Below are 20,304 nucleotides of genomic sequence, written 5' to 3' on the forward strand. Positions count from 1 at the left end.
TGTGGGCCCTAGCATCGAGCCTGTGGAGTCGCGGTGGGTGCTGCACCTGGATATGGATGCGTTTTTCGCCTCCGTCGAGCAACTCACCCGCCCGACGCTGCGTGGGCGTCCGGTGCTCGTCGGCGGGGTGGGCGGGCGCGGCGTGGTGGCCGGGGCCAGCTACGAGGCCCGAGTGTTCGGGGCGCGTTCTGCCATGCCCATGCACCAGGCTCGCCGGCTGGTCGGTGTGAGTGCGGTGGTGCTGCCGCCGCGCGGCGTGGTGTACGGGCTGGCCAGCCGGCGCGTCTTCGACACCATTCGCGCCGTAATGCCCGTCGTCGAGCAATTGTCCTTCGACGAGGGTTTCGGCGAACCCCCCCAGCTCGCCGGGGCGTCCGCCGAGGACGTGGAGGCCTTCTGCGAGGACCTGCGGCGACGGGTCCGCGACGATACCGGTCTGATCGCTTCCGTGGGTGCCGGCTCGGGCAAGCAGATCGCCAAGATCGCGTCCGGACTGGCCAAGCCCGACGGGATTCGGGTGGTGCGCCGCGAGGAAGAACGACTGCTGCTCGGCGGTCTGCCGGTGCGCCGGCTGTGGGGGATCGGGCCGGTCGCCGAGGAGAGGCTGCATCGTCTCGGCATCGAGACCATCGGCGAACTGGCCGCGCTGACCGAGGCCGAGGCGGCCAACATTCTGGGCGCCACGATCGGGCCCGCGCTGCACCGGCTGGCGCGTGGCATCGACGACCGCCCCGTTGCCGAACGCGCCGAGGCCAAGCAGATCAGCTCCGAATCCACCTTCGCCGCCGACTTGACCAGCCTCGAGCAGTTGCGCGAGGCCATCGAACCGATCGCCGAGCACGCCCATCACCGCCTGCTGCGCGACGGCCGCGGCGCGCGCACCGTCACCGTCAAGCTGAAGAAATCCGACATGAGCACGCTGACCCGGTCGGCGACGCTGCCGTACGCCACCACCGAGGTCGCCGCGCTGGTCGGCATGGCCCGCCGGCTACTGCTCGATCCGCACGAGGTCGGGCCCATCCGCCTTCTCGGGGTGGGCTTTTCGGGGCTGAGCGACGTGCGCCAGGAATCGTTGTTTCCGGACCTGGAACTGCCGCAGCCGCAATCGGATTCACCGACGGTGCAAACCGCGACCGAGGCCATGTATGGACCCGGCGCCCAGGCGGCAGAGTCCGCCGGGTGGCGGATCGGCGACGATGTGGCCCACCGCGAGCTCGGGCACGGCTGGGTGCAGGGCGCGGGCCACGGCGTGGTCACCGCGCGCTTCGAAACCCGCAGCTCCGGTCCCGGCCCGGCGCGGACGTTTCCCGCCGACGGCGGCGACCTGGTGCGCGCCAACCCGGTGGATTCACTGGATTGGCCCGATTACACCGGCGGGTTGCAGGCCGAGGCGCTGTCAGCCCCACCGCGCGACGACGTCGTCGACCGGTAGCCCCGCGGCCAGCGCGGCGATCAGCAGGACGCGCGCCTGAGACGGTCGCAGCCGCGGCACCAGCACGGCCCCGGCGGCCGCCAAGTCGTGCCCGGGGCCATAGCTGGCGCCGACCCGCCCGCCCGGGACGCGGGTGGACACCGCGACGACGACCCCGTCGCCGCAGTGCCGGCGCACCGCGTCGACCACCGCTGGCCCGGCGTTTCCCGATCCGAGCGCCTCGAGCACCACGCCCCGCGCCCCGGCCGCCACGCACGCATCGAGTGCCACCCCGTCACTGCCCAGGTACGCCGCGACGATGTCGACGCGCGGCGCGGCGGCGGCCCGCAGATCGCCGACGAACGGACGGGTCTTCGGTCCGGTCAGTGCCACGCCAGCGGTCACGGTGCCGAGCAGCTGCCCGGTGAAGCCGCTGAGGTCCTCGGTGGCCACCTTGCTCATGCCCAGCGGTTGCAGCATCCGGCCGGCGAAACACGTCACCACGCCCAGGTCGCGGGCGGCCGGGCTGGCCGCAACGGCCAGGGCGTCGCGCACGTTGGCCGGGCCGTCCGCATCGGGGGCGTCGGCGCTGCGCATCGCGCCGGTCAGCACGACCGGGGCCTGGCCCGCATAGGTGAGATCGAGCCAGAGCGCGGTTTCCTCCATGGTGTCGGTGCCGTGCAGCACCACCACACCGTCGGCGCCGCGGTCGACCGCGGCCGCCACCGCCTCACGGATCCGGTCCCAATCGGCCAGTGTCAGCTCCGAGCTGTCGACCGCCAGCAGGTCAACGACGTCCACGTCGTGCTGGTCGCGGAAGGGCGCCGTCAGGTCCGCCCCGCTGTAGGAGGGTCGGTGCACCCCGTCGGCGCCGGTGCCGGTCGATATCGTGCCTCCGGTGGCGATCACGGTGAGGCGGGCCATGCTGGCATCATTGCGCATCGCCGCTGCGCGAACATGGCTAGCCTGCGTGGGGCAGTAGGGGATGATGGGGAAGTGCCTGAAGAACCAACGAAGTCGACTGAGCCGGTGACCGCAGCCGAAGAGGCTGGTGCGGCCGCCCCGGTCGAGCCGATCGCGGTGCCGGCAACCGAGGCGGCACCCGACCCTGCGCCGAGGCGGTTGCGGCTGCTGGTGTCGATCGCCGCGATCGTCCTGGTCCTCGACGTCGTCACCAAGGTCCTGGCCGTCAAACTGCTGCCGCCCGGCCAGCCGGTGCCGATCATCGGCGACACGGTGACGTGGACCCTGGTGCGCAATTCGGGCGCGGCCTTCTCGATGGCGACCGGCTACACCTGGGTGCTGACCCTGATCGCGACCGGTGTGGTTGTCGGCATCTTCTGGATGGGGCGCCGGCTGGTGTCGCCCTGGTGGGCGGTGGGCCTGGGCATGATCCTCGGCGGCGCCATGGGCAACCTGGTCGATCGTTTCTTCCGCGCCCCCGGGCCGCTTCGCGGGCATGTCGTGGACTTCCTGTCGGTTGGTTGGTGGCCGGTGTTCAACGTCGCCGATCCTTCGGTGGTCGGCGGCGCCATCCTGCTGGTGGTGCTGTCGATCTTCGGATTCGACTTCGACTCGGTTGGTCGGCGCAAGGGCGACGGCGGAGACCGCGCGGGTGAGTGACCGCTCGATGCCCGTCCCGGAGGGACTGGCGGGCATGCGCGTGGATGCCGGGCTGGCACGGCTGCTGGGGTTGTCGCGGAGCGCGGTGGCCGCCCTGGCCGAAGACGGCGGCGTCGAACTCGACGGCGTGCAGGCCGGCAAGTCCGACCGGTTGACCGGCGGCGCCTGGCTGCAGGTGCGCCTGCCCGAGGCACCCGCGCCGCTACAGAACACGCCCGTCGACATCGAGGGCATGACGATCCTGTACTCCGACGACGACATCGTCGCGGTCGACAAGCCCGCGGCGGTGGCCGCGCACGCGTCGGTGGGCTGGACCGGACCCACGGTGCTCGGCGGGCTGGCCGCCGCCGGTTACCGGATCACCACCTCGGGGGTGCCCGAGCGGCAGGGCATTGTGCATCGCCTCGACGTCGGCACGTCCGGGGTAATGGTGGTGGCGCTGTCCGAACGGGCTTACACCGTGCTCAAACGGGCGTTCAAACAGCGCATCGTCGACAAGCGCTATCACGCGCTGGTGCAAGGACATCCGGACCCGTCCAGCGGCACCATCGACGCGCCGATCGGACGTCATCGCGGCGGCGAGTGGAAGTTCGCCGTCACCAAGGACGGCCGGCACAGCCTCACCCACTACGACACCGTCGAGGCGTTCGTCGCCGCGAGTCTGCTCGACGTGCACCTGGAAACCGGCCGCACCCACCAGATCCGGGTGCATTTCTCCGCGCTGCATCACCCGTGCTGCGGTGACCTCGTCTACGGCGCCGACCCGAAGCTCGCGAAAAGGCTTGGGCTGGAACGGCAATGGCTGCACGCACGTTCGCTGGGCTTCGCCCATCCGGCCGACGGTAGACGGATCGAAATCGTCAGTCCCTACCCGCGGGATCTGCAGCACGCGCTTGACGTGCTGCGCGACGACGGCTGACTCACCCGGGCCTTCGCGCCTCGACGAGCAGCCGCACGGAGTGAGTGACGAACGACCCTTCGGATTCGATGCGCTCATGCAGTTCGGTGAGCCGCTCGCGATAGCGCTGCACGGTGAAGTCGGGCACCGCCCAGATAACCTTGCGCAGGAAGTACACGACGGCGCCGACGTCGAAGAACTCGGCGCGCATCCGCTCCATCCGTAGATCCACGATCTGCAGGCCGGCCGCCTCGGCCTGGGCGCGCACGGCGTCCGGGTGAAACTCGGCCCACTTCTGCGGCTGCGGCCCGATGAAGTGCTCGACCAACTCGCCCGTGGTGGCCGGGCCGATCTGCTGGGCGAAGTACGTGCCGCCCGGCCGCAGCACCCGCAGGATCTCGGTCCACCAGACGGAGATCGGATGACGCGTGGTCACGAGGTCGAAGGCGGCATCGCCGAATGGCAGCGGCGGTTCGTCCCGAGTCGCGACGACCACCACGCCGAGCGGATGCAGGCGCTGGGTGGCCAGCGCGGCGTTCGGTGGCCAGGTCTCGACGGCCGCCATGGTGGGCGGGAATGGCGCCGCGCCGGACAACACCTCCCCGCCGCCGGTGTGAATGTCGAGCGCGGCCGACACCGTCGACAGCCGGTCCCTGAGCAGGCGCTGGTAACCCCACGACGGGCGTTCCTCGGTGGCACGTCCGTCCAGCCACGAAAAATCCCAGCCATCGACCGGGGCGGTGTTCGCCTCGGCGATCAGGTCGTCAAATGTGCGCCGCATGCCAGGCATGCTAGGCGAAAACGGTCAGACGTTGACTTTGCCGGTGTCGGCCGTCGCGATCTCTGGAGCCAAGGGTGCGATCGCGCCGAGTATCTCGGTCACCGTCTCAGGTGGCACCCCGGCGGCGGCCAGCGCGTCGGCCAAATGCCCGGCCACCAAACCGAAGTGGTGCATGGTGATCCCGCGACCCTGGTGCACCTGCTTCATCGGAGCGCCGGTGTAGGGCTCTGGGCCGCCCAGGGCCGCGGCGAAGAACTCGACCTGTTTGCCCTTGAGGCGGCTCATGTTCGTGCCGGTGAAGAAGCCGGACAGCTGATCGTCGGCGAGCACCCGACCGTAGAAGTCCTCGACCACGATTTCGATCGCCTCGTGTCCGCCGATCCGGTCATAGACGGGTGCCGGTGCCGGCTTGCGGAAGCGCGCCAGAATTTTCATGACCACGATTGGAACATCTCGGCGTTGCCCGTCGGTAAGTGCGCGATCACGGCCGGATTGCCTTGTGTAACTGCAGGATTGCCCAAAGATCGCGGTTGTCGTCGTCGGCCCGTGAGAGTGGGCGTCGTGTTACATGACCGCAATCTGCATCGGCGTAGGCCGCCGATGTCCTAGGTTGGCTTAATGACGCACGTCACATCACTCGCACAGCCCCATACGGCGGTCGTGGTCTACGGGCAGGCCAGTTGCGGTCGGGGGGCTCACATCATCGGGGGCGAAGCAGATGAATCTTGGTGACTTAACGAACTTGGTGGAGAATTCGATCGGGAGCCTGGTGGAAAAGCCACTCGCCACGGTGTCTCACCTCGTCAACACCCCGAACTCGGCAGGCCGGTATCGGCCCTTCTATCTGAGGAATCTGCTCGACGCGGTGCAGGGCCGCACGCTCGAGGAGGCCGTCCGCGGCAAGAGCGTCCTGATCACCGGGGGATCGTCGGGCATCGGCGAGGCCGCCGCGAAGAAGATCGCCGAGGCCGGGGCGACCGTGGCGCTGGTCGCCCGCACCCGGGAAAATCTGGAGAAGGTCGCCGACGAGATCCGCTGCGGCGGCGGCGCCGCCGAGGTGTACCCGTGCGACCTGTCCGACATGGACGCGATCGCGGCCATGGCCGACCAGGTGCTCAGCGACGTCGGCGGCGTCGACATCCTGATCAACAACGCCGGGCGGTCGATTCGGCGCTCACTCGAGCTGTCCTACGACCGCATTCACGACTATCAGCGGACCATGCAGCTGAACTACCTGGGCGCGGTCCAGCTGATCCTCAAGTTCATCCCCGGGATGCGCGAGCGGGGATATGGGCACATCGTCAACGTCTCTTCGGTCGGCGTGCAGACGCGCGCGCCGCGCTTCGGCGCCTACATCGCCAGCAAGGCCGCACTGGACAGCCTGTGCGACTCGCTGCAAGCCGAGACCGTCAACGACGGCGTCAAGTTCACCACCGTGCACATGGCTTTGGTGCGCACTCCGATGATCAGCCCGACCACGCTCTACGACAAGTTCCCAGCGCTGACGCCCGACCAGGCGGCCGGGGTGATCGCGGATGCGATCGTGCACCGGCCCCGCCGGGCCAGCTCGCCGTTCGGGCAGTTCGCCGCCGTTGCCGACGCGGTCAACCCGGCGGTGATGGACCGGGTGCGCAATCGGGCGTTCGCCATGTTCGCTGACTCCAGCGCCGCAAAGGGCAGTGAAGCCTCAACCGACACAACGAAATTCGACAGACGCAGCGAGAACTTCGTGCGAGCGACCCGTGGGATACATTGGTGACACTATGAGCCTTCCAAAACCTGACATCGAGACGACCGTTGTCATCACCGGCGCCTCGTCCGGCATCGGCGCCGAACTGGCTCGCGGGCTGGCCCGCCGCGGCTTCCCGCTGTTGCTGGTCGCGCGTCGCCGCGAGCGCCTCGACGAGTTGGCCAACGAGGTGGGCCAGGAATACTCGGTCGGCGTTGAGGTGCTGCCGCTGGACCTCGGCGACAGCAAGGGCCGCAGCAAATTGGCGGACCGCTTGCGCAGCGAGCCGATCGCCGGTCTGTGCAACAGCGCCGGTTTCGGGACCAGCGGGGTGTTTCACGAGCTGCCGCTGGAACGCGAGAGCGAAGAGGTCACCCTCAACGCGCTGGCCTTGATGGAGCTCACCCACGCGACGCTGCCCGGCATGGTGAAGCGCGGTGCCGGCGCGGTGATGAACATCGCGTCGATCGCGGGATTTCAGCCGGTTCCCTTCATGGCGGTGTATTCGGCCACCAAGGCTTTCGTGCAGACGTTCTCCGAAGCGGTGCATGAGGAACTGCACGCGACGGGCGTGTCGGTCACCTGCCTGTGCCCGGGACCGGTGCCCACGGAGTGGGCCGAGATCGCCAACGCCGAGCGGTTCAGCATTCCCCTCGCCCAGGTGTCCCCGCGCGACGTGGCCGAGGCGGCGATCGGCGGCATGCTCTCCGGCCGGCGCACGGTGGTGCCCGGCGTGGTGCCCAAGGTGGTCAGCACCGGCGGCCGGTTCGCGCCACGCAGCCTGCTGTTGCCCGGCATCCGGATCGGCAACCGATTCCGCGGCGGGCCCAAGAGCTGAGTTTTACCGAGTGTCACGCCAGCGTGACGTTGAGTGCCGAGAGTCACGCCAGCGTGGCGTTCGCGGGCGGGCGCTAGGCTCAGGCGGTGGCTGCTGTGGACCTGACCGCCGACGTCCCGATGACCCCGCAGGAGATGTGGGACCAGGTCTCCGATCTGTCGGACCTGGGCGACTGGCTGATCATGCACGAGGGGTGGCGCAGCGAACTGCCCGACGACATCTCCGAGGGCACCCAGATCGTCGGCGTGGCACGGGCCAAGGGCCTCCGCAACCGAGTGACCTGGACGGTGACCACGTGGGACCCGCCGCACGAGATGGCGATGTCGGGATCGGGCAAAGGCGGGGCGAAATACGCCGTCACCCTCACCGTGCGGCCCACCGAGCAGGGTTCGACGCTGGGTCTGCGCCTCGAACTGGGCGGACGTGCGCTGTTCGGTCCGGTGGGTGCGGCGGCGGCCCGGGCGGTCAAAGGCGACGTCCAAAAGTCGCTGGAGAACTTCGTCGAGTTGTACGGGTAAACCCGGTCAAGACACACGCCGCGACACGCCGAAGTCGTGTCGGTCCGCGGTCATAGACTGGCGTCCCTATGAACGACTCGTCCTTCGTGCACCTGCATAACCACACCGAGTACTCGATGTTGGACGGTGCCGCGAAGATCGCGCCGATGCTGGCCGAGGTGGACCGGCTGCAAATGCCCGCCGTCGGGATGACCGACCACGGAAACATGTTCGGCGCCAGCGAGTTCTACAACGCGGCGACCAAGGCCGGGATCAAGCCGATCATCGGCGTCGAGGCTTACATCGCGCCGGCCTCACGCTTCGACACCCGAAGGATCCTGTGGGGTGACCCCGGCCAGAAGTCCGACGACGTGTCGGGCAGTGGCTCCTACACGCACATGACGATGGTGGCCGAGAACGCTACCGGCCTGCGCAACCTGTTCAAGCTGTCCTCGCTGGCGTCGTTCGAGGGCCAGCTCGGCAAGTGGTCGCGGATGGACGCCGAGATCATCGCCGAACATGCCGAGGGCATCATCGCCACCACCGGCTGCCCTTCGGGTGAGGTGCAGACCCGGCTGCGGCTGGGGCATGAGCGCGAGGCGCTGGAGTCGGCCGCCAAGTGGCGCGAGATCTTCGGCGCCGACAACTACTTCCTGGAACTGATGGACCACGGGCTGTCCATCGAGCAACGGGTCCGCGAAGGCCTGCTGGAGATCGGCCGCAAGCTGGGCATCCCGCCGCTGGCCACCAACGACTGCCACTACGTCACCCGCGACGCGGCCCACAACCACGAGGCGTTGCTGTGTGTGCAAACCGGCAAGACGCTGTCGGACCCCAACCGGTTCAAGTTCGACGGTGACGGCTACTACCTCAAGTCGGCCGCCGAGATGCGACAGATCTGGGACGCCGAGGTCCCCGGCGCCTGCGACTCGACCCTGCTGATCGCCGAGCGGGCCCAGTCGTACGACGAGGTGTGGGCGCCGCGCGACCGGATGCCGATCTTCCCGGTGCCCGAGGGACACGACCAGGCGACCTGGCTGCACCACGAGGTGATGGCCGGGCTGCAGCGCCGGTTCGGATCCGTTGTCGGCCAGGACTACATCGACCGGGCCGAGTACGAGATCAAGGTCATCTGCGACAAGGGCTTCCCGTCGTACTTCCTGATCGTCGCCGACCTGATCAACTACGCGCGATCGGTCGACATCCGGGTGGGGCCGGGGCGTGGGTCGGCGGCGGGCTCGCTGGTGGCCTATGCGCTGGGCATCACCAACATCGACCCGATCCCGCACGGTCTGCTCTTCGAGCGCTTCCTCAACCCGGAGCGTCCGTCGGCGCCCGATATCGACATCGACTTCGACGACCGTCGTCGCGGCGAGATGGTGCGCTACGCCGCCGAGAAGTGGGGCTCCGACCGCGTCGCCCAGGTGATCACCTTCGGCACCATCAAAACCAAAGCGGCGCTGAAGGATTCGGCGCGCATCCACTACGGCCAGCCCGGGTTCGCGATCGCGGACCGGATCACCAAGGCGCTGCCCCCACCGATCATGGCCAAAGACATTCCGCTGTCGGGCATCACCGACCCCGGCCATGAGCGGTTCAAGGAGGCCGCCGAGGTCCGCGGCCTGATTGAAACCGATCCCGACGTGCGCACCATCTACCAGACCGCGCGCGGCCTGGAGGGCCTGATCCGCAACGCCGGTGTGCACGCGTGCGCGGTCATCATGAGCAGCGAGCCGCTGACCGAGGCCATCCCGCTCTGGAAGCGGCCCCAGGACGGGGCGATCATCACCGGCTGGGATTACCCGTCGTGTGAGGCCATCGGCCTGCTGAAGATGGACTTTTTGGGCCTGCGCAACCTGACGATCATCGGCGACGCGCTGGAGAACATCAAGAGCAACCGGGGAATCGATCTCGACCTGGAATCGGTGCCGTTGGACGACCAGCCCACCTACGAGCTGCTCGGCCGCGGTGACACGTTGGGCGTGTTCCAGCTCGACGGCGGGCCGATGCGAGATCTGTTGCGCCGCATGCAGCCCACCGAGTTCAACGACATCGTCGCGGTGCTGGCGCTGTATCGGCCCGGACCGATGGGCATGAACGCCCACAACGACTACGCCGACCGCAAGAACGGTCGTCAGCCGGTCAAGCCGATCCACCCGGAGCTCGAGGAGCCGCTGCGCGAGATCCTGGCCGAGACGCACGGGCTGATCGTCTACCAAGAGCAGATCATGTTCATCGCCCAAAAGGTCGCCTCCTACACGATGGGCAAGGCCGACGCGCTGCGAAAGGCGATGGGTAAGAAGAAGCTCGAGGTGCTCGAGGCCGAGTACAAGGGCTTCTATGAGGGCATGACCGCCAACGGCTTCTCGGAAAAAGCGGTGAAAGCCTTGTGGGACACGATTCTTCCGTTCGCAGGGTATGCGTTCAACAAGTCGCACGCGGCCGGCTACGGCCTGGTCTCCTACTGGACCGCCTACCTCAAGGCCAACTATCCGGCCGAGTACATGGCCGGCCTGCTGACGTCGGTGGGCGACGACAAGGACAAGGCCGCGGTCTACCTGGCCGACTGCCGCAAGCTCGGCATCACGGTGCTGCCGCCGGATGTCAACGAGTCACTGGTGAATTTCGCCTCGGTGGGGCGCGACATCCGGTTCGGACTGGGCGCGGTCCGCAACGTCGGCGCCAACGTGGTCGGCTCGCTGATCGGCACCCGCAACGGCAAGGGTAAATTCACCGACTTCTCGGACTATCTGAACAAGATCGACGTCGCGGCCTGCAACAAGAAGGTCACCGAGTCGTTGATCAAAGCGGGCGCCTTCGACTCGCTGGGGCACGCCCGCAAGGGCCTGTTCCTGGTGCACACCGACGCGGTCGACTCGGTGCTGGGCACCAAGAAGGCCGAGGCGATGGGCCAGTTCGACCTGTTCGGCGGCGACGACGGCTGCACCGAATCGGTGTTCAACATCAAAGTGCCCGACGACGAGTGGGAGGACAAGCACAAGCTCGCCCTGGAGCGAGAAATGCTGGGCCTTTATGTCTCCGGGCATCCGCTCAACCAGGTGGCGCACCTGCTGACCGCGCAGGTCGACACCCAGATCCCGGCGATCCTCGACGGCGATGTCCCCAACGATGCCCAGGTGCGGGTGGGCGGCATCCTCGCCTCGGTCAACCGGCGGGTCAACAAGAACGGAATGCCTTGGGCATCAGCGCAATTGGAGGACCTCACCGGCGGCATCGAGGTGATGTTCTTCCCGCAGGCGTACTCGGTGTACGGGGCCGAGATCGCCGACGACGCCGTGGTGCTGATCAAGGCGAAGGTATCGCTGCGCGACGACCGCATCGCGCTGATCGCCAATGAGCTCGTGGTGCCCGACTTTTCCAATGCGCAGCCGAACCGGCCGCTGGCGGTCAGCCTGCCGACGCGGCAGTGCACGATCGACAAGGTCACCGCGCTCAAGCAGGTGCTGGCCCGTCACCCCGGCACGGCGCAGGTGCATCTGCGGCTGATCAGCGGGGACCGGATCACCACCTTGGAACTGGATGCCTCCCTTCGGGTTACGCCTTCCCCGGCGCTAATGGGAGATCTCAAGGCGCTGCTCGGCCCGGGCTGCCTGGGCGGCTAGCGCCAACGGCTGGCCAGTCGCAACGCCGCCTGGTGGTCGTGGGTCGGGATGATTGTGACCGCATGCCGCGCCAGGTGTAGGCGCTGCAGGGTCTTGAAGGTCTCGTCGCGATCCTCGTCCACCAAATTGCCTGGATAGCTTGACTTCTGCCGGACCTTGTCGATCTGCAAGTAGTGCCAGGCGGCGTCGCCCGCGATCAGGATCCATCCCCGTGCGGTGTGGGCGAGCACCCCGACGCTGCCCGGGGTGTGCCCGGCAAGGTCGACCAGCAGCACGGAGTGGTCGCCGAAAAGATCGTGGCTTGCGGTGAACGTCAGCACCGGCGGCCCGTCCAGGTCGTATTCGTTGACGGGCCGGTCGCGCAGCGAATCGCGCACGCCGCCGACGGGAGCGACGGGACCCGAGCCGATCCAGTCGTGCTCACGGCGGTGCAGGTGCACGGGGAGATCCGGTAGGTCCAGCAGACCCGACACATGGTCCCAGTGCGCGTGGGTGGGGAGCGCGAAATCCAGGCGAGGGTCGGGCAACCGGTTCAGTGCCGTGCGGGTGGGGATGGTGCCGGCCGGCGGGCGGACGGCTATCCGCAGCACGGCGGGCAGTTGGGCGATCGCGCGGCGCTCGACGTCCACGCAGACCGCGGGGTCGACGATGAACGTCGCCGCCGGGTGGGTGACGACGAACGACGTGAGCGAGTTCTCGATGCGCGCCGGGGTGAAGGTGCCCTCCACGATGGCGGCGGTCGGCACCGGGCGCGGCAGTTGGGGCAGCGCGGTCACCGTCACGGTGCGGCTGGGAGCCGGCAGCCCCGCGTCGAGTACGCTGCGCAGGAACCGCTCGTCGGGCCGCCTCGGGCGCACCATGCCGAGCACCAATCCCGCTGCCGCGCCGCAGCATTGGCGCAATCCGGGGGAGCGGACGGGGTCAGACATCGTGGCGCGCGTCATGGCAGCTCCACCCGCACGATGACGCTGTCCGGCCACACCCCGCGGTCGCGGGCGCGCCGCAACTTCTCTCGCGCGCACAGGTCTCGGTGCACGTTGGTCACGCCGGGAACCTTGATGAGCGGGACGATGTTCCATTGCCAGCCGTAACGCCGGTGCAGCACGCGGTTGGCGCGGGCGGCCTGGGCGCCGGACAGCACGGTGGCGCGGCCGGTCACCGTCGTCGTTCCCGGGCGCACCCGGCCTCGGTGGTCGCAGGCCGCGAGTTCGACGTCACGGCGCGCGGCCAGCCGCCGGGTCTTCGGGCCCACCTTGGTGCGGAACAACACGCCACCGTCGTCGAAGGCGAACCAGATCGGGGTGTCGACGGGCGTGCCGTCGCGGCGAAACGATCGGAGCAGGGCATAGCGAGATCCGCTGAGTTCCGCGTGTCGGGGGATGGTCATAACCACAGTCAAGGACTTAGAGTTGGCTCGAAGTCAAGCATCGAACTCGGGAGGGTGCGATGGCGCCAAGCCTGACCATAGGGGAGGTCGCGCGCCAGGCCGGGGTGGCGGCGACGGCGTTGCGCTACTACGAGCAGATCGGCCTGGTGCCGGAGCCGGCGCGGCTGGGAGGCCAGCGCCGCTACGACGGCTCGATCCTGGCCCGCCTCGAGGTGATCGCGCTGTGCAAGTCCGCCGGGTTCTCGCTGGAGGAGATCCAGCTGCTGTTCGCCGACGACGCTCCCGGACGGCCGGTCAGCCGCGCGCTGGCCAAGGCCAAACTGGCCGAGATCGACGCGCACATCGAGTCGCTGACGCGCGCCCGGGCCGTCATCGAGTGGGGGATGCGCTGCACGTGCCCCTCAATTGACGCCTGTTCCTGTGGCATTCATCCCCTCGGCAAGGAGTCCGCATGACCCAGCAGCATCCCATCGCCGTGCAAAACTTCTCCCACGTCTGCATCGGCGTCTCCGACATCGAGGCGTCGCTGGCCTTCTACACCGCGGTGCTGGGCATGGACGTGGTGTTCGACATCGAACTCGAGGGCGCCGCACTGGATTCGGTCACCGGCGGTGCCGCTCAGCGGGGCCGCATGATCGGCGGGCTGATCGGGGCGGCGATGGTGGAGCTGCTGGCGCTGGGCGCCGTGCCCGAGTGCCCCAGCGGTCCACACCTGGGCTACACCAACATCTCGTTTCGTGTCGACGATCTGGACGCCACCTACGAGACCGTGACGCGCGGTCACCCCGCCGTTCGGGCCGACCCGCCCGTTGACATCGGGGGAGTGCGGATGTTCTTCATCTACGACCCCGACGGCACGCCGATCGAGCTGTTGGAACTGCCCGGCGCGGCGACGAACACGGTGCAACTCTGGCGCCCCGGGTCATGAGTCCGCGACGCCCGGCGAAGTCACGCGATATGTTCCCTGCCCCTCTGCACGGACGTAGGCTCACGAAGGCAGTGCTCATGAGGCGCCGAGGAGGACGGAAATGACGACGGCCCAGGATCCGGCCACCTTTTGCGAGGCGTTTCAGCGCACCGCGTCGATCGACCCGGAGGCCGTCGCGCTCCGGACGCCCGGCGGCACCCAGACGTTGACGTGGCGAGAGCTCGCCGCGCAGGTGCGCAAGGTCGCCGCAGGCCTGGCGGGCCTTGGGGTCCGGCGGGGCGACACGGTGTCGCTGATGATGGCCAACCGGGTCGAGTTCTACCCGTTCGAGATCGGCGCCCAACACCTTGGGGCCACGTCGTTTTCGGTGTACAACACGTTGCCCGCAGAACAGCTGACCTACCTGTTCGACAACGCCGGCACCAAGGTCGCGATCTGCGAGCAGCAGTACGTGGACCGCATTCGCGCCAGCGGTGCCCCCATCGAGCACATCGTCTGCATCGACGGTTCGCCGCCCGGCGCCATCTCCGTGGACGACCTGTATGCCGCCGCGCGCGAGGATTTCGACTTCGAGGCGACGTGGCGGGCGGTGCGACCCGACGACGTCGTCACGCTCATCTACACCTCCGGAACCACGGGAAACCCCAAGGGCGTGGAGATGACGCACGCCAGTCTGTTGTTCGAGGCGCACGGTTTCGACGCCGTGCTCGGCAGCCGGTTCGGTGACCGGACAACCTCGTATCTGCCGTCGGCGCACATCGCGGACCGGATGATGGCGCTGTACTCGCTCGAGGCGTTCGGCACCCAGGTGACCACCGTCGATGACGCGCGCGCCGTGGCGGCGGCGCTGCCCGACGTGCGGCCCACGGTCTGGGCCGCGGTGCCTCGGGTGTGGGAAAAGCTCAAGGCCGCAATCGAATTCGTCATCGCCAGCGAGACCGACGACGTCAAGCGCCAAGCGCTGCAATGGGCGATGTCGGTGGCCGCCAAGCGCGCCGCAGCGCTGGTGTCCGACGAGCCGGAGTCCGCCGAGGTCACAGCGGAGTGGGCCAAAGCCGACGAGCTGGTGCTGTCCAAGCTGCGCGAGCGGCTCGGGTTCGGCGAACTGCGCTGGGCCGTCTCGGGTGCGGCGCCGATCCCCAAGGAGACGTTGGCGTTCTTCGCCGGCATCGGGATCCCGATCAGCGAGGTCTGGGGCATGTCGGAGCTGAGTTGCGCTGCCAGCGTGTCACATCCGGACGACGCGCGACTGGGCACCGTCGGCAAGCTGCTCCCCGGCCTGGAGGGCAAGGTGGCCGAGGACGGCGAATTCCTGGTCCGCGGTCCGCTGGTGATGAAGGGCTACCGCAAGGAACCGGCGAAGACCGCCGAGGCGATCGATGCCGACGGCTGGCTGCACACCGGTGACATCATCGACGTCGACGCGGAGGGCTACCTGCGGATCGTCGACCGCAAGAAGGAACTGATCATCAATGCCGCCGGAAAGAACATGTCGCCGGCCAACATTGAAAACGCCATCCTGGCGGCGTGTCCCATGGTCGGGGTGGTGATCACCATCGGCGACGGGCGACCGTACAACACCGCGCTGCTGGTCTTCGACGCCGACTCGGTCGGCCCCTATGCGGCCCAACACGGCATGTCCGACGCCTCGCCCGCGGCCCTGGCGGCAGACCCGGCCGTCATCGCGCAGGTCGCCGCCGGGGTGGCGGCGGGCAACGAGAAACTCTCCCGGGTGGAACAGATCAAACGGTTCCGCATCCTGCCCACCTTGTGGGAGCCCGGCGGCGACGAGATCACCCTGACGATGAAGCTCAAGCGCAAACCGATCATCGCCAAATATGCCGAGGAGATCGAGCAGCTCTATGCGCCCGACCCGCATCCGGACGTGCACGAGCCGTCCGAAACCGTCGCGGTGCAGCCGGCATGAGCGCCGGACCGGCGGCCAGGGCCCGCGAACTCGGCCGGACCGGGGTTCGAAAGCTGTTGCAGCGCACCGGTATTGTCGAAGAATCGGCGTCACCGCTGTCGACGGACCCAGCCGAGGTCGTCGATTTGCTGGGTGCGCCATGGTATGACGAGCGGCTGGGCCAGCTGGCTCACGAGCTCGGGCGCGATCTGGACAGCGTGCGCGCCGAGGCCGCGTGTTACCTGCGCGAGATGGCGCCCTCGCTCGACGAGCGGGCGGTAAAGGCTTGGCGCAGCTTCAGTTGCTGGCTGATGCGCGCCTACGACGTGCTGACCGATGAGGACCAGATCGCCCGGCTGCGCAAGCTCGACCGCAAAGCCACACTGGCGTTTGCCTTTTCGCATCGCTCCTACCTGGACGGGTTGCTGTTGCCCGAGGTGATCCAGGCCAACCGGCTTTCGCCCGCGCTCACCTTCGGTGGCGCCAACCTGAATTTCTTTCCGATGGGCGCCTGGGCCAAGCGCACCGGAACCATCTTCATCCGGCGGCAGACCAAGGACATTCCCGTCTACCGCTTCGTGCTGCGTGCCTACGCGGCGCAACTGGTGCAGAACCACGCCAACCTGACCTGGTCCATCGAAGGCGGGCGGACCAGGACGGGCAAGCTGCGGCCGCCGGTGTTCGGAATCCTGCGGTACATCAGCGACGCCGTCGACGAAATCGACGGCCCCGAGGTGTATTTGGTGCCGACGTCGATCGTGTACGACCAGCTGCACGAGGTCGAGGCCATGACCACCGAGGCCTACGGTGCGACGAAGCGGCCCGAGGACTTTCGCTTCCTGATCCGGCTGGCGCGACAGCAGGGTGAGCGGCTCGGCCGCGCCTACCTGGACTTCGGTGAACCACTGCCGCTGCGCAAGCGCCTCGAGGAACTGCGCGCCGAGGAGTCCAACACCAGCACCGAGATCGAACGCATCGCGCTGGACGTCGAACACCGGATCAACCGCGCCACACCCGTCACCCCGACCGCGGTGGTCAGCCTGGCGCTGCTGGGCGCCGACCGCTCACTGTCTATCAGCGAGGTCTTGTCCACCGTGCGCCCGCTGGCGAGCTACATCGCGGCGCGCAACTGGAAGGTCGCCGGCGTCGCCGACCTGACCAACCGCTCGACCATCCGCTGGACCCTGCACCAGTTGGTCGCGTCGGGCGTCGTCAGCGTGTACGACGCCGGCACCGAACCGGTCTGGGGCATCGGCGCGGAGCAGCACCTGGTCGCCGCCTTCTACCGCAACGCCGCCATTCACATCGTGGTCGATCGCGCGATCGCCGAGACGGCATTGCTGGCCGCCACGGAGGACGTCGAGGCCTCGGTCGACGGGTTGGTCCAACCGTTGGCCGTGCGCGATGAGGCGCTGAAACTGCGCGAATTGCTGAAATTCGAATTTTTGTTCTCCGCCCGCGCGCAATTCGAGAAGGAGCTTGCCGACGAGGTGCGCCTACTGGGGCGGGTGGAGGACACCAGCAAGGCGGCCAGCGTAGGCGACGTGCGCGGCCTGCTGGAAAAGGCCGACGTGCTGCTGGCGCACCTTGTGCTGCGTCCGTTCCTCGACGCCTACCACATAGTCGCCGACCGGCTCGCCGACTACGACGACGAATCGTTCGACGAGGACGCGTTTCTCGCCGAATGCCTCGAGGTGGGCAAGCAGTGGGAGCTGCAACGCAGGATCGCCAGCGCCGAGTCGAGGTCGATGGAGTTGTTCAAGACCGCGCTGCGATTGGCCCGCCATCGTGAACTGGTGGACGGCGTTGACGACCTGGATATCGCCCGGCGTCGTCGTGAGTTCGCCGAGGAGATCGCGGCGGCTGTCCGGCGGGTGAATACCATTGCGGAGCTGGCCGGCTCGCGCTGACGGGCTTTTGCCGGCAGCGCGAAAACTCTGCCGCACAACCTGATCGGATGCGGAAAGGTCCCTGATCGAGCAAACCCTCACCGATGCGATTCGAAGGGCACCGTCTTAGGTAGTCCGGCTCCTTTCGGCAGTACGAGGTGGCCGTCGGTGTTGTTGTAGCCGGACCGTTTCGTCGGCATGGGCAAGACAGGGTTGGGGCACGGCTGATCGGTGCCGTCACCGCAGATGCCACCGTTGAGGTAGGAACGCTTTTGAACGTCTTCAGGCCAGGGGTCGGCATGCATGCCGATCCATTGCGCCGGCAGGTTGTAGAAGAAGAAGAAGCATGCGCTCACCGCGGCGAAGATCGCCAGGAAGCGGGTGAGCTGCTGTTTGACGAGACCGCCTCGAACGTGGTCGAGTCCGCGCTCGACGAAGGTCCTTCCTCGGTCGTCGGTGAAGTAGCGCATGCAGCACAGGCCGGCCTGCACACCGCCCCACATGAGCCCTTCGTAGAGCGGCCACTGGTAGTACGTGCCGGGATTGACCGACAGAGCCCGAATCGCGCCGGGGTAGGTGAAAAGCCCCATCGGCATGAGAAACAGACCCTCGATGACGAAATCGAAGACGAAGGTCCAGGCGATCACCACCCCGATCAGGCCGAAGGTGTTGATGTTTGGCCACCGCCGCTTGGCTATGCGCATCACCCAGCACCCGAGCATCGTGCACAGCAGGACGAAGAAGTAGCCGGGAGCGTTCATCAGGAACGGTTCGGCCATCATGGCGCCCGGTTTCCCGAACGACACCCAACCCGGAACGTCCTGAACCCACGAGCCCCGGTTCCACATCCAGGTGTTGTACGTGCTCCATGTGTTGAAGTAGTTCAGCAGCGGATCCTGAAAGAACAGCAGGCCGCATGAGATCAGGAGCATGCCGTCCAGGGTGATTCGCCGCTCCCGGCGCCAGGGCCGAATGATGAACCACCAGAAGGCAACCGGCAGCCCGACGACGATGACTGCGGTCCAGGTGAAAAGGATCGCCTTCATGAACGTCGGCGGATCGCTCGGTCCCGGAGGAACCCGCTCGAAATGGGGCCCGGCGATCCAGCGGATCCACACGTACAGCTGAAAAGCGAGAATTATGCCCCCGGCGATGGCCCAGATCCCCACGGGCTTGGACTTGGCGGGAGCCTTGGTCCCGAGTGAAGCCACGTCCCCGAGTGACTCGGTAACGACCGGCGCGCTCTTGCTGCTCGACAGTTCTGTCATGACACTGCCCCTCCTGATTCGTCGTGATACAGCGTCCGCGAACCTGACTGCACCCGAGTGGCGAACCGGCCATGGCCGCGCCCGCGAGAGGCATGCCCACGCTCGCGATGAGGCGATCAGTCGCGGAGCCCTGACACCCGGGCCTCCGGCCAACATACCAATCGGTATCTCAATAACCAAGGGTATTCTCAGATTCTATGGCAGAATCGGCGGTATGGTTGAGCGCTGGACGCGAGAGCGGCGCCTTGAGCACACCCGCTCACTGCTGTTGGATGCCGCGGAGGAGGTGTTTGCCGAAAAGGGCTTCATGGCAGCGTCCCTCGACGACATCGCATATGCCGCGGGCTACACGAAGGGCGCCATCTACAAGCACTTCGCCACGAAGGAAGAGCTGTTCCTGGCGGTGAGCGACAGGTATTGGCGTAGGTATTTCGACAACTTCGCCGAGGTGATGTCGACCGCCACCCAGATCGGGGCGCGCGAACTCGACCAGATTGCTAAGCGTTGGCGAAAACTGAGCCATGACCGCGGCGCCGAGCACGCAGCATTGGGACACGAATTCACCCTGTATCTGCTTCGCAACCCCGAGGCACGGGAACGGGTGGCCGCCAAGCGATCAGAAGTCGTCGAGGCATTGGCAAAATTCATTGTCGACGGTATCGATCGTCTGGGCGGAGCGCTGCTGATCCCGCCATCGACATTCGCTCACATACTCGTCGCGACTACAGACTCCGTCATGCTCGGCAGCCAGCTCGACGAAATCGACCTCTTTCGGCCGACCCTCGAAATGTATGTGTCTGTCATCAAATTCCCTTAGGCACAACAGCTTTCACTAAATTTTACCGGTTGGCCGGGACTCGTTGACATCTTTGACCGAGCGGCAGCTGCAGCGGCTGCGACCCGGTTCTGCCGGCATTTTCAGAACCTCTTCCGAATCTTGGATACTCACGGGTATATTAGCCGTCTGATAAAGGAATCTTTGGCTCCCGCCCTCAGTCGCGGGCCCGGTCGCTGGGTCGCGCAGAGGCGCGACGAACCTCTCTGCGACCCAGGAGGACACAGCGCGCAATGAGTGATCTGTCCAGCAAGACCAAGGCGCCGCCCCCAACCGCCATCGCGCCCGGCACGGTGACCGAACGCAGCGGGCAGGCCGAGTCCGCCGTGAAACCAATCAAGGTCTGGGCGGCGGTGGGTGGCGCGCTTCTGGCACTCCAGTTGTACGTCTGGATCCGCTGGATCACGGGCCCATATTTCGAACGGGTCGCTTCCGGTCCGGATGACCCGCCGATGTATATGAAAGTGCCCCTGGTGGCAAATGCGGTCTTGGCTTGGATCGGCATCCCGATCGCGCTGTGGTGGTTCATCATTCGTCCGTGGCATCGCGAGAAGAGGATCACCCTCGACGGCATGCTCATGGTCTCGATGGGCCTGATGTTCTTCCAGGATCCACTGCTCAACTACCTGAACACCTGGTGTACCTACAACACCTGGATGCCCAATCGGGGCTCCTGGTCATCGAACATTCC

Annotated in this window: 19 protein-coding genes; 13 read left to right on the forward strand and 6 right to left on the reverse strand. The window is 67.2% G+C overall.

Annotated elements, in window-relative coordinates; all coding sequences use genetic code 11:
• Positions 1 to 37: 37 nt before the first annotated feature.
• Positions 38 to 1,432 (forward strand): DNA polymerase IV, encoded by a 1,395-nt coding sequence (locus A5753_RS03150; RefSeq protein WP_197694570.1) that lies wholly within the window; start codon positions 38 to 40, stop codon positions 1,430 to 1,432.
• Here A5753_RS03150 and A5753_RS03155 read toward each other — a convergent pair.
• Positions 1,397 to 2,335, reverse strand: a complete 939-nt coding sequence (locus A5753_RS03155) for an asparaginase (RefSeq protein WP_067123381.1) — start codon at positions 2,333 to 2,335, stop codon at positions 1,397 to 1,399. The two genes, A5753_RS03150 and A5753_RS03155, sit on opposite strands and share 36 nt — an antisense overlap.
• Before the next feature lie 72 nt (positions 2,336 to 2,407).
• On the opposite strand from A5753_RS03155, the gene lspA reads away from it, so the two are divergent.
• Positions 2,408 to 3,034, forward strand: a complete 627-nt coding sequence (lspA, locus tag A5753_RS03160) for a signal peptidase II (protein WP_156655911.1) — start codon at positions 2,408 to 2,410, stop codon at positions 3,032 to 3,034.
• The gene (locus A5753_RS03165) at positions 3,027 to 3,953 is read left to right on the forward strand and encodes an RluA family pseudouridine synthase (RefSeq protein ID WP_067123348.1); all 927 of its coding nucleotides are present in this window, start codon (positions 3,027 to 3,029) and stop codon (positions 3,951 to 3,953) included. Before lspA ends, A5753_RS03165 begins: the two co-directional genes overlap by 8 nt.
• A 1-nt stretch (position 3,954) precedes the next feature.
• On the opposite strand, the gene A5753_RS03170 is transcribed toward A5753_RS03165, so the two are convergent.
• Positions 3,955 to 4,713, reverse strand: coding sequence for a class I SAM-dependent methyltransferase (locus A5753_RS03170; RefSeq protein WP_067123350.1), 759 nt, complete (start codon positions 4,711 to 4,713; stop codon positions 3,955 to 3,957).
• A gap of 24 nt (positions 4,714 to 4,737) precedes the next feature.
• On the reverse strand, positions 4,738 to 5,148 hold the full coding sequence (locus tag A5753_RS03175) for a group 1 truncated hemoglobin (RefSeq protein ID WP_067123353.1): 411 nt from the start codon (positions 5,146 to 5,148) through the stop codon (positions 4,738 to 4,740).
• A 283-nt stretch (positions 5,149 to 5,431) separates the two neighbouring features.
• On the opposite strand from A5753_RS03175, the gene A5753_RS03180 reads away from it, so the two are divergent.
• The 4 genes from A5753_RS03180 (at position 5,432) to dnaE (ending at position 11,400) form a co-directional block, all read left to right on the forward strand.
• Complete coding sequence (locus A5753_RS03180; RefSeq protein ID WP_067123355.1) at positions 5,432 to 6,472, forward strand: SDR family NAD(P)-dependent oxidoreductase; 1,041 nt, start codon at positions 5,432 to 5,434, stop codon at positions 6,470 to 6,472.
• A gap of 4 nt (positions 6,473 to 6,476) precedes the next feature.
• Complete coding sequence (locus A5753_RS03185; protein ID WP_067123357.1) at positions 6,477 to 7,280, forward strand: SDR family oxidoreductase; 804 nt, start codon at positions 6,477 to 6,479, stop codon at positions 7,278 to 7,280.
• 86 nt (positions 7,281 to 7,366) lie between these two features.
• Complete coding sequence (locus tag A5753_RS03190; RefSeq protein WP_067123359.1) at positions 7,367 to 7,798, forward strand: SRPBCC family protein; 432 nt, start codon at positions 7,367 to 7,369, stop codon at positions 7,796 to 7,798.
• Between the two features lie 68 nt (positions 7,799 to 7,866).
• The gene (dnaE, locus tag A5753_RS03195; protein WP_067123361.1) at positions 7,867 to 11,400 is read left to right on the forward strand and encodes a DNA polymerase III subunit alpha; all 3,534 of its coding nucleotides are present in this window, start codon (positions 7,867 to 7,869) and stop codon (positions 11,398 to 11,400) included.
• On the opposite strand, the gene A5753_RS03200 is transcribed toward dnaE, so the two are convergent.
• Positions 11,397 to 12,344: an MBL fold metallo-hydrolase gene (locus tag A5753_RS03200; protein ID WP_082971150.1), complete on the reverse strand. Its 948-nt coding sequence runs from the start codon at positions 12,342 to 12,344 to the stop codon at positions 11,397 to 11,399. The two genes, dnaE and A5753_RS03200, sit on opposite strands and share 4 nt — an antisense overlap.
• Positions 12,341 to 12,787 (reverse strand): PPOX class F420-dependent oxidoreductase, encoded by a 447-nt coding sequence (locus tag A5753_RS03205; protein WP_067123363.1) that lies wholly within the window; start codon positions 12,785 to 12,787, stop codon positions 12,341 to 12,343. Before A5753_RS03205 ends, A5753_RS03200 begins: the two co-directional genes overlap by 4 nt.
• Before the next feature lie 59 nt (positions 12,788 to 12,846).
• Between A5753_RS03205 and A5753_RS03210 the strand changes: the two genes are divergently transcribed.
• The 4 genes from A5753_RS03210 (at position 12,847) to A5753_RS03225 (ending at position 17,531) form a co-directional block, all read left to right on the forward strand.
• Complete coding sequence (locus A5753_RS03210; RefSeq protein ID WP_067123365.1) at positions 12,847 to 13,242, forward strand: helix-turn-helix domain-containing protein; 396 nt, start codon at positions 12,847 to 12,849, stop codon at positions 13,240 to 13,242.
• Positions 13,239 to 13,715 (forward strand): VOC family protein, encoded by a 477-nt coding sequence (locus A5753_RS03215; protein WP_067123367.1) that lies wholly within the window; start codon positions 13,239 to 13,241, stop codon positions 13,713 to 13,715. Before A5753_RS03210 ends, A5753_RS03215 begins: the two co-directional genes overlap by 4 nt.
• A 100-nt stretch (positions 13,716 to 13,815) precedes the next feature.
• Positions 13,816 to 15,642, forward strand: coding sequence for a fatty acid--CoA ligase FadD11 (gene fadD11 / locus A5753_RS03220; RefSeq protein ID WP_067123369.1), 1,827 nt, complete (start codon positions 13,816 to 13,818; stop codon positions 15,640 to 15,642).
• Positions 15,639 to 17,531 (forward strand): lysophospholipid acyltransferase, encoded by a 1,893-nt coding sequence (locus A5753_RS03225; RefSeq protein ID WP_067123371.1) that lies wholly within the window; start codon positions 15,639 to 15,641, stop codon positions 17,529 to 17,531. The genes fadD11 and A5753_RS03225 overlap by 4 nt, the downstream gene beginning before the upstream one ends.
• A 77-nt stretch (positions 17,532 to 17,608) precedes the next feature.
• Here the strand turns inward: A5753_RS03225 and A5753_RS03230 are convergent, their stop codons facing one another.
• Positions 17,609 to 18,778 carry a spirocyclase AveC family protein gene (locus A5753_RS03230; RefSeq protein ID WP_067123373.1) on the reverse strand — a complete coding sequence of 390 codons (1,170 nt, stop codon included), beginning with the start codon at positions 18,776 to 18,778 and terminating at the stop codon, positions 17,609 to 17,611.
• A gap of 214 nt (positions 18,779 to 18,992) precedes the next feature.
• Here A5753_RS03230 and A5753_RS03235 point away from each other — a divergent pair, with 214 nt between their 5' ends.
• Together A5753_RS03235 and A5753_RS03240 are read left to right on the forward strand one after the other, a co-directional pair.
• Positions 18,993 to 19,595 carry a TetR/AcrR family transcriptional regulator gene (locus tag A5753_RS03235; RefSeq protein ID WP_067123375.1) on the forward strand — a complete coding sequence of 201 codons (603 nt, stop codon included), beginning with the start codon at positions 18,993 to 18,995 and terminating at the stop codon, positions 19,593 to 19,595.
• 251 nt (positions 19,596 to 19,846) lie between these two features.
• Positions 19,847 to 20,304, forward strand: a 458-nt coding sequence (locus tag A5753_RS03240) for a spirocyclase AveC family protein (RefSeq protein WP_156655912.1), incomplete at its 3' end; no start/stop codon positions are given.

Source organism: Mycobacterium sp. 852002-51971_SCH5477799-a (assembly GCF_001667145.1).
GTDB lineage: Bacteria > Actinomycetota > Actinomycetes > Mycobacteriales > Mycobacteriaceae > Mycobacterium.

Bases quoted from the DNA above. Each gene is read 5' to 3' on its own strand.
- A5753_RS03235 (WP_067123375.1), top strand. From the start codon at position 18,993: ATGGTTGAGCGCTGGACGCGAGAGCGGCGCCTTGAGCACACCCGCTCA.
- A5753_RS03175 (WP_067123353.1), bottom strand. From the start codon at position 5,148: ATGAAAATTCTGGCGCGCTTCCGCAAGCCGGCACCGGCACCCGTCTAT.
- A5753_RS03200 (WP_082971150.1), bottom strand. From the start codon at position 12,344: ATGACGCGCGCCACGATGTCTGACCCCGTCCGCTCCCCCGGATTGCGC.
- A5753_RS03185 (WP_067123357.1), top strand. From the start codon at position 6,477: ATGAGCCTTCCAAAACCTGACATCGAGACGACCGTTGTCATCACCGGC.
- A5753_RS03215 (WP_067123367.1), top strand. From the start codon at position 13,239: ATGACCCAGCAGCATCCCATCGCCGTGCAAAACTTCTCCCACGTCTGC.
- fadD11 (WP_067123369.1), top strand. From the start codon at position 13,816: ATGACGACGGCCCAGGATCCGGCCACCTTTTGCGAGGCGTTTCAGCGC.
- A5753_RS03180 (WP_067123355.1), top strand. From the start codon at position 5,432: ATGAATCTTGGTGACTTAACGAACTTGGTGGAGAATTCGATCGGGAGC.
- A5753_RS03170 (WP_067123350.1), bottom strand. From the start codon at position 4,713: ATGCGGCGCACATTTGACGACCTGATCGCCGAGGCGAACACCGCCCCG.
- A5753_RS03230 (WP_067123373.1), bottom strand. From the start codon at position 18,778: ATGACAGAACTGTCGAGCAGCAAGAGCGCGCCGGTCGTTACCGAGTCA.
- A5753_RS03155 (WP_067123381.1), bottom strand. From the start codon at position 2,335: ATGGCCCGCCTCACCGTGATCGCCACCGGAGGCACGATATCGACCGGC.
- A5753_RS03205 (WP_067123363.1), bottom strand. From the start codon at position 12,787: ATGACCATCCCCCGACACGCGGAACTCAGCGGATCTCGCTATGCCCTG.
- A5753_RS03210 (WP_067123365.1), top strand. From the start codon at position 12,847: ATGGCGCCAAGCCTGACCATAGGGGAGGTCGCGCGCCAGGCCGGGGTG.
- A5753_RS03225 (WP_067123371.1), top strand. From the start codon at position 15,639: ATGAGCGCCGGACCGGCGGCCAGGGCCCGCGAACTCGGCCGGACCGGG.
- dnaE (WP_067123361.1), top strand. From the start codon at position 7,867: ATGAACGACTCGTCCTTCGTGCACCTGCATAACCACACCGAGTACTCG.